Source organism: Staphylococcus sp. FSL W8-1207 (genome assembly GCF_038003745.1).
GTDB lineage: Bacteria > Bacillota > Bacilli > Staphylococcales > Staphylococcaceae > Staphylococcus > Staphylococcus equorum.
This window is the reverse complement of the sequence record NZ_JBBOPU010000001.1, coordinates 1,135,351-1,148,479: the sequence shown is the minus strand read 5'-3', so window position 1 is coordinate 1,148,479 and position 13,129 is coordinate 1,135,351. Positions and strand designations below refer to the sequence as shown.

Sequence of the window (13,129 nt, the reverse complement as noted above, 5' to 3'; positions counted from 1 at the left end):
TTTATACAAAATCAAATTTTAGTCTAGTGACTTTTGATAGTTATAAATAATGAAATATTTTTAATAAACGATGCCTACATACGAGGTCAGGCCTATGTGCTTTCTCATTAGGTTGCTTTTTATTTATAGCTACGTATGGATGGTTTTTCATAATTAATTATAAAGTTTTCTATAACTTCTAACGAATCACTAAATAACGTTTTTTCTCTATCATTTAAAGTTAAAAAACCATTTTTTACCATATCATCATACATATCTTCCATCGGCTTATAATAGTTATTCACATTTAAAAAAATACAGGGACTGTCATTTTGTCCAACACGAGACCATGATACTACCTCTGTAATTTCTTCAAGTGTGCCAGGTCCGCCAGGTAAAGCAATACAAGCGTGCCCTAAGTTTATCATTTTGGCCTTTCTCTCAGACATGGTATTAACGATATGTAATTCTGTTAATCCTTGGTGGGAGAGTTCTCTTTGTATTAGAAATTCTGGAATTACTCCTATAACATCTCCATTATTTTGAAGTACTGTATCAGCCAATAAACCCATTAGACCCATTAGACCTACATTTCCACCACCATAAACTAGAGTGTGATTATTTTTAGCTATCCATTTTCCTAAGTTAATAGTTGATTCTTTATAAATTTCTAAGTTACCTTAACTTGCTCCACAATATACTACAATATTCATCGTCAATTCTCCTTATAAATTTTTGTTCATATATTATTATATTTATATTAAAATTTTTTAATACTATAATCATTATTTTCTAGATAGTATTTAACTTAATTTGTGCCGACTCCTGACTAGTTAATAAAGCACTAGACAAAACTATGGGTCGAGTCTGTGACCGCAGAAAGCGCGTACAAAAACGACAAATACTGAAACTCGTCATTTTTTTATGCTCTCCATTTCATAACGACTTTACTGTGTATCGTATAAATGATTTTAAATGAAAGCCACCTAACAACTATGTTATATAGATGTCATTAAAAATTTATTTATTATATTTTAGTGTTGTGCTATATTTTTTTATGACACAATAGAAACACTGAAAAGAGAAGTGAAAATATGTCTAAGGAATTAAGAATTAAATTATTTTCTATATTAAAAATAGTATTTGCAGTTACATTATTTATTTTTGTTGTTTTCACATTATATAAAGAACTCTCACATATTAATCTTAAAGAAACAGTAAAATCATTTGGGGATATTAATAGAGTATGGTTAGTGGCTTTATTCTTAAGTGGTGGTTTATCTATTATTGTATTATCACTTTATGATGTCCTCTTAGTAAAAACGTTAAAGTTGAAACTCTCTTTATTGAAAACCATTCGTATTGGTTATATTGTAAATGCACTTAATGCTGTCGTAGGATTTGGAGGTTTTATTGGTGCAAGTGTACGTTTCTTATTGTACAAGAATGCAACCGATGATAAAAAGGCGTTAGTGCATACAATCTCTATTGTTTTAATATCAATGTTAACAGGACTTAGTTTACTGTCTATCCTTGTAGTGATTCAAGTATTTGACGTGACGCATATATTTAGTCCTTTTCCGTGGATTCGTTGGTTATTGTATATTGTGGCGCTATTTTTACCAATATTTATTATAATAACTTATATAAAACCAGTTAAACAATCACATAAATTACTTGGTGTTTATTGCACAGTTGTTTCTGGTGTTGAATGGATGATAGCTTAATTTGTATTATATATGGCTTTAGTCATTGTAGGCATCCACATACCATTTACGACATTTATTGGTATTTTTATTATTGCGTCATTATCAGGTTTGATTAGTTTTATCCCTGGTGGATTTGGAACATTTGATTTAGTCGTCTTATTAGGTTTGAAAAGCTCAAATGTACCGGAAGAAGAAATTGTTTTAGCATTATTACTCTATCGTTTTGCTTATTATTTATTCCCAGTGTTAATCGCGCTGATTCTTTCTACATTTGAATTCAAGAGTACTGCAAAACGCTATTGGGAAGATTCAAAGCTTATGTTACCAGTGAAAGATATGACATCACTTGTAGCATCGTATCAAAAAGATATTATTGCAAGAGTACCGTCGTTTGCAATTGCGGTATTACTGATGTATACAAGCTTAATATCTTTTTTAAATAACATGACGATTATATATGATGGTTTATATGATCCTAATCATTATATTTATTACATTATCGTATCAGTGCATACATCGGCATGTTTACTTTTATTATTAAATATAATTGGTGTATATCATCTATCTAAACGTGCTATTTTATTTTCAATGATTTCGATTAGTTTAATATTTATTGTTACAGCCTATACTTATGCTTCTTTTATACTACTGAGTTGGCTTGCAGTTATGTTTGTCCTACTATTGGTATTTTATAGACGTTCGAATACAATTAAAAGACCATTTAGATATACAAGGTTATGGTTAAGTGTCGCTGTAGGTTCACTTATTTTGTATACTAATCATATTGTTATAGATGGTACATTCTATACATTAGATATTTATCATTTGGAAATGGATAGTTCAATATTAAGGTATTATTTCTGGTTTACGATTTTACTCGTTGCTATTATTGTGGGTGTAATCGTCTGGTGGTTTGAGTATCGTTATAGAGTAAAGAATAGAAGTAATAATATTGCAATGTGCGAAGCAATCATAGCGCAATATGGCGGTAACTATTTAAGCCATTTAATATACAGTGGAGATAAGTATTATTTTATCAATGAAAAAGAAGATGCCTTTATTATGTATCGTTATAAATACAGTGCATATATTGTATTAGGTGACCCAGTAGGCAATCCAGAATCATTTCATGAATTATTAGAGACGTTTTACCGTGAAGCGCAATACTTAGGATACGATGTGATTTTTTATCAAGTAAGTGATAAATATATGTCACTTTACCATGATTTAGGCAATCAATTTTTCAAGTTAGGTGAAGAAGCGGTTATAGATTTAACTACATTTACTACATCAGGTAAAAAGAAACGTGGCTTACGTGCAACATTAAATAAGTTTGATGATTTTAATCTAACTTTTGAAGTGTTAGAACCATCGTTTTCACCCGAATTACTTACAGAGTTGAAAAACATTAGTGACGATTGGCTAGCAGAAAGAAATGAAATGCATTTTTCTGTAGGTAGCTTTAATGAGCATTATTTATCGCAAGCACCTATAGCGGTCATTAAAGATAAAAATGAAGCTATCATCGCATTTTGTACCTTTATGCCTGCGTATTACAAAGCAACACTTTCTGTAGATTTAATTCGTTGGAAGCCAGATAGTAAGTTACCTTTAATGGATGGCTTATATTTGAATATGTTGTTATGGGCAAAGGCGCATAATTATGAGCACTTTAACATGGGTATGGCTACATTATCTAATGTAGGGCAAGTGCCGTTCTCATTTTATGGAGAGAGAATCGCAGGTAGAGTGTTTGAACATTTTAATGGTTTGTATAGATTTCAAGGTCTCAGAAGATACAAAGAGAAATTTAATCCTATTTGGGAACCGAGATTTTTAGTTTATAGAAAACATCATTCATTATGGCTTAGTATGTTAAAAGTGATGCGTGTAATTAGAAAGCATAAATAAGAAGGAATAAATATAAAAGCAACCAACACACGTTTTATGTGTTGGTTGCTTTTTTAAGGAGTTTAAAAGTGTTTAATGGTTTCTATAGTTAATATCTGGAGAAGTTATTAACTACTTTAAATAAACTAACTGGTAGAACTGTTCTAAATATCATTTGACTCTAACTATATATGAATTTCTCGTTACCCCTTTGTTAAGGTATAATCATAATATATCATCATCAGAAAACGCTTTCAATGGTGGAAAGTAAGATTATTCAAATGAAAAATGACATTTTATCTACATAATTTCTTTTTAAAATTTAATTGTATTATTACTATTAGACAAGAGTGGAACGCTCGCTAAAAATAAGATTTCATTATAATTATTTAATATTAAAAATAGATTCAATCAGTTCATCATTTGTAGTAAGATATAAAATAAATTAAAAATATTGGGGCGTATTAAAATGAAGAAAATCATAATTAGTATTATCTTAGCCTTATTAGTCATTGCATTAATCGTTGCTGGCACGTTTTTATACCAATCCCTTAATTCTAATTATAAAGGGACAAAACAAGTTTCTCAGAGTAACGAGCACAATAAAGAAAAAAGTAACGGTCATACGCCGAAAATAGATGTGTTAGCGCAGCAATTTAGCACAGATTTCATGAATAGTGATACAAGACATGGTTATTATAAAGTATCAAAGGGCATGCACAAAGGTAAAATAGAAGCTGAATTTGGTAAAAGTGAGCAAACAATTGATATAGCCGGTGTGAAAGTTGTTAAATACGGTAACATCGGGGTCCACTACACGAATCATAAAGTGAGCCGCTTCTTTATCATACCGGAAGACGTGAATGTACAACAATTTAGACAAGTACATGGTACAAGAACAATAAACTACGAAAAAAATACAATGATTTATGATGATAATCCTAATAATAAATTTTCGGTAAAAGTTTATGTAGGTCAAAATGGTGAAATTAAAGGGATAGAAAGTATTGATCAAGTAACCGGTAATCGTTAAAAAGTACAATGTGGTAATTTTGTTATTTAATATAACTAGATCAATAGTCTTAGTATTGAACGACATTACATATAATTTGATAAAGGCATTGATATGTAAGAGCGGTATTCTAAAGTTAAAAGAATACCGTTTTTTATTTTAAAAAACTGCAAATATCTCTACAGAAAATTAATCTAATAAATAGAACATATGATTGTTCTATTAAATTATAAAAAGGTGTGGTAATATGAAAGCGGTTACACAAATTGAGGTGATTGCATTGGCAACTATAAAAGAAGTAGCTCAATTGGCAGGATGCTCAGTAGCAACTGTCTCTAGAGCAATCAATAATAATGGTTACGTAAAAGCACAAACAAGAGCACAAATTGAAAGTGCGATTAGCGAGCTGAATTATCAACCGAATGAAGCGGCACGTACGCTATATAAGCGAAAATCTAAAATGATAGGATTATTGCTTCCAGATATTAGTAATCCGTTTTTCACACTTATTGCTCGTGGAGTAGAAGATGTCGCTTTAGCACACGGTTACCAAGTATTGATAGGTAATAGCGACAACGATATTGATAAAGCGAAAAATTATCTTTCTACATTTGTAGCACACAATTGTACGGGTATGATTTCAACAGCACTAAATGAAAATGTAATTGAAAATACACTTCATTCATATGGTATTCCATTTGTATTTGTTGATCGTATTCATGATGGCAATAAAGGGATTTCAACAAATCATTTTGAAGGTGGTCAACTCCAAGCTCAATTAATCATTGAAGGACAGGCACAGCACGTATTAATCGTACATTCTGATTTAAACGTAGCTGCATTCCAATCACGCGTGAATGGTGTAGAAACAGTACTCAACCAACATAATGTGTCATATTGCGGTTGTGAAGAAGACCAAATAGATGACGAAGCACAATTTATTAAACAAATACGCCAAAATCATATCGATAGCATTATATGTAGTAATGATTTAATTGCGATTAAAATATTAGGTGTTATTCAACAACATGGATTTAAAGTGCCGAAAGAGATACAACTTGTTGGCTATGATGACATACCATTTGCAAAAATGACATTTCCTCAAATTACAACAATAGACCAATCGGCATACCGTATAGGTGAGCTTGCTGTATCGAAACTACTCAATTTATATGAGGAGGGAGACGAACATCACGTTGATCAAGTAGCAATTACAGTGAGGCGAAGGGAAAGTACGAGATTTTAATGCGCAACATGTAACAGGTTACATAAAATTTTAGGAGTGATTGAATGTATAAGACAGGTATATTAAATAGTGAAATTTCAAAATTGTTAAGTGATTTAGGGCATACAGATCAAATTATCATTGCAGATTGTGGACTTCCAGTTCCAGAAGGTGTGAAAAAGATTGATCTAGCATTGGAATTTGGAAAGCCTTCTTTTATAGAAGTGTTTAATCTTATAAAAAAACATATGGAAATCGAGCAAATGACATTAGCTGAAGAAATGATAACGCAAAACACGACATTATACCAGACATTATCAGCTGAAAATATTGAAATTCAAACGACATCACATGAGCAATTCAAAGTCCAAAGTAAAACAGTTAAAGCCATCATTCGCACAGGCGAAGCTAAACCATTTGCTAATGTCGTACTAACAAGCGGTGTTTTATTTTAAGGGGTGAATAAGATGATAAAGATGGAACAAATATATAAATCATTTGGGCAAAATGACGTATTAAGAGGCGTGGATTTTGAAATCGGTGATGGTGAGATACATGCCTTAATGGGAGAAAATGGTGCTGGAAAAAGTACATTGATGAAAATACTCACTGGTGTATATAAGTCGGATAGTGGGTCTGTGGAAGAAAACGGTGAAGCGATTCAATTTAAAAATACCAAAGACGCGGAACTTAATGGTGTGTCGTTCATACAACAAGAGTTAAATATATGGCCTAATTTAACGGTATTAGAAAATTTATTTCTCGGTAAAGAGGAAACAAAGTTCTTAGGTATTGTTGATAATAAAGCGATGAAAAAACAGGCGAATGCTATTTTCAAAAAGTTAAATATTAATATTGACTTAAATAAAGAAGCGGGTGCTTTATCTGTAGGTATGCAACAGATGTTAGAAATTAGTAAAGCTTTAATGCAAGATTCAAAAGTCATTATTATGGATGAGCCTACTGCAGCATTAACAAATAACGAGATTGATATTTTATTTGAACAAATTCGAAAACTAAAAAGTGAAGGCGTGTCATTTGTCTATATCTCTCATAGAATGGAAGAAATTTTCAGTATTTCAGATCGTATTACAGTAATGCGAGACGGACGTTCTATTTTAACTTCTGCAACTGCAGATACAACAAATGCGAAGATTGTTAAGGCAATGATTGGTAGAGACTTAGATAATCAATACCCAGATAGACATTACACACAAGATGAGGAAGTTGTTCTTTCTGTTAAAAACCTCAGTTCAACTGAACATAAATTGAATGATATTCACTTTAATCTACATAAAGGTGAAATTTTAGGTTTTAGCGGATTGATGGGTGCAGGACGTTCTGAAATTATGCGTGTATTGTTCGGTTTAGATAAAGGGCATATGCAAGTAACGCTCAATAATAAACAATTACAGATAAATAATCCTAATCAATCTATCAAACAAGGCTTAGCATTTATCACAGAGAACAGAAAAGAAGAAGGTTTGGTGCTGCAAGATTCAATATTAGAAAATATCTCATTACCAGCGTTGAAAAGTTTTTCGAAATCCGGCTTTTTAACACGAAGTTCTATGGAGCAATATGCAGAACAAATGATTCAACGCTTGAATATTAAAGGTAAGAAAAATGATGCTTGTGTGGATTTATCAGGTGGTAACCAGCAAAAAGTTGTGATTGCCAAATGGATAGCGACTGCGCCACATGTTCTCATATTAGACGAGCCTACGCGTGGTATTGATGTAGGTGCGAAAAGAGAGATTTATCAATTGATGAATGAATTGACCGAACGAGGCATGTCTATCATTATGATTTCATCAGAATTACCTGAAATCATAGGTATGAGTGATAGAGTGGCCGTTGTGCATGAAGGAAATATTGTAGGCGTGTTAGAGAAAGCATCATTAACAGAAGAACGTATTATGACATTAGCTACTGGAGGGGAAGTACATGACACAGTCTAAATTATCAATTTCATATTTAGAAAAAATAATTCCATTTATTGGGTTAATCTTATTAGTTATTATCATTAGTGCATTAAACAATGCATTTTTAGAACCATCCAACTTATTTAATTTACTGAGACAAGTATCGATTAATGGACTCATTGCATTTGGTATGACATTTGTTATTTTAACGGGCGGTATTGATTTGTCGGTCGGTTCTACATTGGCGTTATCAAGTGCAATGGTAGCAATTTTAATGGTATCAGGTGTAGATTCAATAATTGCCCTATTACTTGGATGTATCTTTGGTGCAGTTTTAGGGGCAGTTAATGGTTTGTTAATTACTTTAGGTAAGATGGCACCATTTATCGCAACGTTGGCTACTATGACCGTCTTTAGGGGCTTAACACTCGTAATTACGGATGGTAACCCGATTACAAACTTAAATGGGAGCTATGCATTCCAATTATTTGGTCGTGGTTACTTTTTAGGCATACCTGTTCCGGCAGTCACAATGTTTGTTACGTTTATCATTTTATATATTTTGCTACATAAAACAGTATTTGGTAGACAAACTTATGCTATGGGAGGTAATGAGAAGGCAGCATTTATTTCTGGTATTAAAGTAAATAAATTAAAAATCATGATTTATAGCTTAGCTGGCTTAATGTCGGCAATGGCAGGTGCAATATTAACATCACGTTTAAACTCTGCTCAACCAACAGCAGGGATGTCATATGAGCTAGATGCGATTGCAGCCGTTGTACTGGGTGGTACATCACTTACGGGTGGTAAGGGACGCATACTCGGTACATTAATCGGTGTACTTATTATCGGTGTGTTAAACAATGGTTTGAACTTATTAGGAGTTTCATCATTCTATCAACAGGTTGTTAAAGGTGTAGTGATTATCATAGCTGTATTAATTGATAGAAAGAATAAATAGTGTGGGAGGTTAACAAGATGAAAAAAATATTAATCAGTGCAATTGCTATTTTATTATTTTTAACAGGATGTTCACTTGAGTCTCCTTTGGAAAATAATGATGGTGGTAAGTCAGATAAGAAAAAATCTGATATTGTCATCGGTGTAAGTATCTCCACGTTAAACAACCCATTCTTTGTGAAAATTAAAGATGGTATTGAAGACGAGGCAAAAAAACAAGGTGTTAAAGTGAAGTTTGCAGATGCGCAAGATGATGCAGCAAAACAAGCAAACGATATTGATGATTTAATACAACAAAATGTAGATTATCTTATTGTGAATCCTACAGACTCAGATGCAATTTCTGGTAGTATACAAATAGCGAATGATCAGAATATACCAGTAGTAACTTTAGATAGAGAAGTTGCTAAAGGGGAAGTCGCTTCATTTATTGCGTCAGATAACGTTAAAGGTGGAGAAATGGCTGCAAACCTCATCGTTGATAAATTTGGAGAAGGTACTAAAGTTGCAGAGTTAGAAGGTATACCTGGGGCAAGTGCTACAAGAGAACGTGGTAAAGGGTTCCATAACGTAGCAGATGACTCACTTGACGTGGTATCCAAACAAAGTGCGAAATTTAATAGAACAGAAGGATTGAACGTAACTCAAAATATTATTCAAGCACATCCAGATATTAAAGCCATCTTTGCACAAAATGATGAAATGGCATTAGGCGCAATAGAAGCGGTTGGTAGCAAAGATATTAAAGTTATTGGTTTCGATGGTAATGAAGATGCAATTAAATCAGTAGACAAAGGTAAGTTATATGCTACGGTCGCGCAACAACCTGATTTGATGGGTGAAGAAAGTTTGAAAACAGTAATAGATTTACACAATGGTAAGGAAATAGAGAAGAAGAATAAGATTCCATTAGAAATGAAAAAACAAGAGTAGTAGCTAAAAATAGCTTGAAACGCTATAGCAGATTAACAAGTGAGTACGATCATATAGTATAAGAAGGCCGGATGCATAGAAGATATGCTCCGGCTTTTATGATTGATTTGTTAGTGCTTATAATTTTGACGTTCATTTTGTTCTTCGGCATAACGTTCTGGATTTTTTTTATAAAATTCTTGATGTTCTGCTTCAGCTTTATAAAACTTAGAAGCGGGCAAGATTTGAGTTGCAATTGCTTTGTCTCTATTAATCGTGTGTTTTAATTTTTCGATATACGTTTCAGCTACTTCCTTTTGATTGTCATTAGAATAAAAAATAGCTGTCTTATACTGTGAACCTCTATCTTGGAATTGCCCGCCGTCATCAGTTGGATCTATTACAGAAAAGAAAATTTCTAATAATTTATTATATGAAAACAATGCGACATCGTATTCGATTTCGACGGTTTCATAATGCCCAGTGTTGCCAGTCTTGACTTGTTCATATGACGGGTTATCAACTGTACCTCCCATATAACCAGAGGTTACTTGTTCAATACCTTCATACGTGTCAAAAGGCTTGACCATACACCAAAAGCAACCTCCGGCGAAGTATGCTTTGTTTATATTCATGCTTAACATCCTTTCTGTATTAGACCTTAGTACCATATATTAAGATATTACTTGATTTTTATACTCTTTTTATATAACTTTAATATATGTTAATTATAGTACATAGAAGTGCAATTTTGAAGATATAAGGTTGATACTAATGAATAAGGACAAAAAAAGAAGTACATCAGATGCGAACGAAGAAACAACACAAGCCCCTTTACGAAGGGTGAAAAAGAAGCGGATTAGAAAGCTTCCCTTCATTATTCTAATTATCATTATCCTATTGGCGATAGTGATTGGTTATGCAATTCATGGTTATAATTCAGGTATTGATTATGCTAAAGACCATGGTAAAACACTGAAACAGCATAAATTTAATGGTGCTCAAAAAAATGACGGTAAGATTACAGTCATGGTATTAGGTGCAGATAAGGAGCAAGGCGGTATCTCCAGAACAGACTCTATCATGATTGCTCAATATGATTTTGTGCATAAAAAGCTGAAAATGATGTCTGTCATGCGTGATATCTATGCGGATATTCCTGGAAATGGGCAACATAAGATTAACTCTGCATATTCTATAGGCGGTCCAGAATTAATGAGAAAAACGCTAAAGAAAAACTTAGGTGTAGATCCTGAGTATTACGCTATTTTAGACTTTACTGGTTTTGAAAAAATGATTGATGAACTAGAACCTAACGGTGTACCTATAGATGTTGAAAAAGATATGTCAAAAAATATAGGCGTATCACTGAAAGAAGGTCACCATCGATTAAATGGTAAAGAACTTTTAGGTTATGCTAGATTTAGACATGATGCTGAAGGGGACTTTGGTCGTGTCCGTAGACAACAACAAGTGATGCAAGCACTTAAAGGAGAACTTGCAAGTATCGATACACTTCCTAAATTGCCACGTGTTGCTGGTATTTTAAGAGGTTACTTGAATACGAACATGCCAGACTCTGCAATTATGCAAGCAGGTTTAAACTTTGGTATTAGAGGCGATAAAAATGTTGATTCTCTAACGTTACCTGTCGAAGGAAGTTACCAAGATATTCAAACATTTGGTGATGGTAGTGCATTAGAAATCGATAAAGCGAAAAATAAAGAAGAAGTTCAGAAGTTTTTAAACGAATAATATAAGGAAGTTACCATATGTGGTAATGACAAAACAAAAGGTAGACAGTCATTTTTATGATTGTCTACCTTTTTTGTCATTAAAATTTTTGTTTGGGGTTGTCTATAAGTATAAATTTAGCATAGATAATTTATTGGTCGGATTTTCTAACGCCAGCAACACCATAGTGTGATGCTTTCATTTCTTCAATAACAACTTGTATTGCTTCTTTGTTAGCGCCTGTAGTTTTTTCTACAGCTTGTGTTACCTCAGAGACTAAATCTTTAAGTTGATCATCTGAACGACCTTCTAATAATTTTACATTAACGATTGGCATATGTATTTCCTCCTATAACAGTTTGAACTTATTATATCATGAAAATTCTCAAAATTCTAAAAACAATTAAAATAGAACAATTGTTCTTATTAGTATTGAATGAGAACACTTGTTCTTATATAATAGAATTAATTGAGGGAGGTATTTGATATGTATGATTATAATCTAGTGGAAGAAAGAGATGTATTGTGTATAGACCAAAAGAGTTTTTTTGCAAGTGTGTCTTGTATTCAAAAAGGATTAGATCCATTGAAGGAGAAATTAGCCGTTGTTGCCGATACGAAGAGACAAGGATCAGTTGTTTTAGCTGCTACAGGACCTTTAAAAGCACTAGGTATTAAAACTGGGTCAAGACTGTTCGAAATACCACATAGAAGCGACATATATATTATTAATCCGAGTATGAGAAAATATTTGGAAGTGTCCGTAGCAATATCAAAAATTGCATTACGTTATGTAGCGCCAGAAGATCTACATCAATATAGTATTGATGAGTTTTTTATGGATGTTACGGATAGCTATCACCGTTTTAGTACTACGATTCATTCTTTTTGTGAAAAACTGCAATGTGAGATCGAAGAAGAGACAGGAATTAACTGTTCTATTGGTGTTGGCTCAAATATGCTTTTAAGTAAAATCGCAATGGACGTAGAAGCGAAACATTCTTCTAGTTTAATTGCAGAGTGGCGTTACCAAGATGTCCCGAATAAACTTTGGCCTATTCAGCCGTTAAGTGAATTTTGGGGAATTAGTAGGAAAACAGAAGCAAAATTGAATAAACGAGGTATTTTTACTATAGGTGATTTAGCCAATTATCCTTATCAATATTTAAAGAGAGATTTAGGTATTGTAGGCGTTGATTTACATTTACATGCGAATGGCATAGACCAAAGTAGAGTAAGAGATAAATATGAAGTAATGAACCCGTCGATTTGTAAGAGTCAAATACTGATGCGCGATTATCATTATGAAGAAGCTAAGGTTGTCATGCGTGAGTTGATCGAAGATGTTGCTAGTCGTGTTAGGGCAAGAAATCAATTAGCAAAAACAATTCATTTTTCATTTGGTTATAGTGATGAAGGTAGCGTTAATAAACAATACACCTTACCGGATCCGACGAATTTGGAAGAGCAAATTTATAAAGTCGTTGAACATTTCGCAGATAAATTATGTGATCATACTATGTTATTTAGAACTGTAAGTGTTTCATTAACGAAATTTATAGATGAAAAAGACAGACAGTTAAACTTGTTTATAGATGAATATGAAAGAAAAAGAAATGAAAAATTAGCAAAAACCATTGATGCCTTACATCAGAAATTTGGTCGAGGCATCGTATCTAAAGCTGTATCTTATACTGATGCGGGTACAAAACACGGCCGTCTAGGACTCATGGCAGGTCATAAGATGTAAAAAATGCTTAGCATATTAGATAATGAAGTG

The 13,129-nt window shown here is 32.8% G+C and carries 11 protein-coding genes and 1 pseudogene; 9 read left to right on the top strand and 3 right to left on the bottom strand.

The window, feature by feature from the left end; translation table 11 throughout:
* Window positions 1–119: 119 nt before the first annotated feature.
* A complete protein-coding gene (locus tag NSR03_RS05760; RefSeq protein WP_251470690.1) occupies window positions 120–647 on the bottom strand; it encodes an LOG family protein in 528 nt (175 codons plus the stop codon).
* Between the two features lie 426 nt (window positions 648–1,073).
* On the opposite strand from NSR03_RS05760, the pseudogene mprF reads away from it, so the two are divergent.
* From mprF to NSR03_RS05725, 7 genes and pseudogenes are all read left to right on the top strand, one after another.
* Window positions 1,074–3,599 (top strand): annotated as a pseudogene (gene mprF / locus NSR03_RS05755) (bifunctional lysylphosphatidylglycerol flippase/synthetase MprF).
* Between the two features lie 448 nt (window positions 3,600–4,047).
* Window positions 4,048–4,611, top strand: a complete 564-nt coding sequence (locus NSR03_RS05750) for a hypothetical protein (protein WP_069820826.1) — start codon at window positions 4,048–4,050, stop codon at window positions 4,609–4,611.
* A 226-nt stretch (window positions 4,612–4,837) separates the two neighbouring features.
* Window positions 4,838–5,836, top strand: a complete 999-nt coding sequence (locus NSR03_RS05745) for a LacI family DNA-binding transcriptional regulator (RefSeq protein WP_069820827.1) — start codon at window positions 4,838–4,840, stop codon at window positions 5,834–5,836.
* Window positions 5,837–5,880: 44 nt separating this feature from the next.
* The gene (rbsD, locus tag NSR03_RS05740) at window positions 5,881–6,270 is read left to right on the top strand and encodes a D-ribose pyranase (RefSeq protein ID WP_056935605.1); all 390 of its coding nucleotides are present in this window, start codon (window positions 5,881–5,883) and stop codon (window positions 6,268–6,270) included.
* Between the two features lie 12 nt (window positions 6,271–6,282).
* Window positions 6,283–7,776: a sugar ABC transporter ATP-binding protein gene (locus NSR03_RS05735; RefSeq protein ID WP_069801483.1), complete on the top strand. Its 1,494-nt coding sequence runs from the start codon at window positions 6,283–6,285 to the stop codon at window positions 7,774–7,776.
* A complete protein-coding gene (locus tag NSR03_RS05730; RefSeq protein WP_069801485.1) occupies window positions 7,763–8,704 on the top strand; it encodes an ABC transporter permease in 942 nt (313 codons plus the stop codon). Before NSR03_RS05735 ends, NSR03_RS05730 begins: the two co-directional genes overlap by 14 nt.
* Before the next feature lie 17 nt (window positions 8,705–8,721).
* On the top strand, window positions 8,722–9,636 hold the full coding sequence (locus NSR03_RS05725; protein WP_002507677.1) for a D-ribose ABC transporter substrate-binding protein: 915 nt from the start codon (window positions 8,722–8,724) through the stop codon (window positions 9,634–9,636).
* Window positions 9,637–9,746: 110 nt separating this feature from the next.
* On the opposite strand, the gene msrA is transcribed toward NSR03_RS05725, so the two are convergent.
* On the bottom strand, window positions 9,747–10,250 hold the full coding sequence (gene msrA, locus NSR03_RS05720) for a peptide-methionine (S)-S-oxide reductase MsrA (RefSeq protein ID WP_069801489.1): 504 nt from the start codon (window positions 10,248–10,250) through the stop codon (window positions 9,747–9,749).
* 139 nt (window positions 10,251–10,389) lie between these two features.
* On the opposite strand from msrA, the gene NSR03_RS05715 reads away from it, so the two are divergent.
* Window positions 10,390–11,370, top strand: a complete 981-nt coding sequence (locus tag NSR03_RS05715; RefSeq protein ID WP_069801491.1) for an LCP family protein — start codon at window positions 10,390–10,392, stop codon at window positions 11,368–11,370.
* Between the two features lie 130 nt (window positions 11,371–11,500).
* Here NSR03_RS05715 and NSR03_RS05710 read toward each other — a convergent pair whose 3' ends face one another.
* On the bottom strand, window positions 11,501–11,686 hold the full coding sequence (locus NSR03_RS05710) for a 2-hydroxymuconate tautomerase (RefSeq protein ID WP_002507674.1): 186 nt from the start codon (window positions 11,684–11,686) through the stop codon (window positions 11,501–11,503).
* 150 nt (window positions 11,687–11,836) lie between these two features.
* Here NSR03_RS05710 and NSR03_RS05705 point away from each other — a divergent pair, with 150 nt between their 5' ends.
* On the top strand, window positions 11,837–13,099 hold the full coding sequence (locus NSR03_RS05705) for a Y-family DNA polymerase (protein WP_021338809.1): 1,263 nt from the start codon (window positions 11,837–11,839) through the stop codon (window positions 13,097–13,099).
* Window positions 13,100–13,129 lie beyond the last annotated feature (30 nt).

Excerpts from the sequence above, each read along its gene's own strand:
- NSR03_RS05750 (WP_069820826.1), top strand. The coding sequence starts at position 4,048 with ATGAAGAAAATCATAATTAGTATTATCTTAGCCTTATTAGTCATTGCA.
- NSR03_RS05745 (WP_069820827.1), top strand. The coding sequence starts at position 4,838 with ATGAAAGCGGTTACACAAATTGAGGTGATTGCATTGGCAACTATAAAA.
- rbsD (WP_056935605.1), top strand. The coding sequence starts at position 5,881 with ATGTATAAGACAGGTATATTAAATAGTGAAATTTCAAAATTGTTAAGT.
- NSR03_RS05735 (WP_069801483.1), top strand. The coding sequence starts at position 6,283 with ATGATAAAGATGGAACAAATATATAAATCATTTGGGCAAAATGACGTA.
- NSR03_RS05730 (WP_069801485.1), top strand. The coding sequence starts at position 7,763 with ATGACACAGTCTAAATTATCAATTTCATATTTAGAAAAAATAATTCCA.
- NSR03_RS05725 (WP_002507677.1), top strand. The coding sequence starts at position 8,722 with ATGAAAAAAATATTAATCAGTGCAATTGCTATTTTATTATTTTTAACA.
- msrA (WP_069801489.1), bottom strand. The coding sequence starts at position 10,250 with ATGAATATAAACAAAGCATACTTCGCCGGAGGTTGCTTTTGGTGTATG.
- NSR03_RS05715 (WP_069801491.1), top strand. The coding sequence starts at position 10,390 with ATGAATAAGGACAAAAAAAGAAGTACATCAGATGCGAACGAAGAAACA.
- NSR03_RS05710 (WP_002507674.1), bottom strand. The coding sequence starts at position 11,686 with ATGCCAATCGTTAATGTAAAATTATTAGAAGGTCGTTCAGATGATCAA.
- NSR03_RS05705 (WP_021338809.1), top strand. The coding sequence starts at position 11,837 with ATGTATGATTATAATCTAGTGGAAGAAAGAGATGTATTGTGTATAGAC.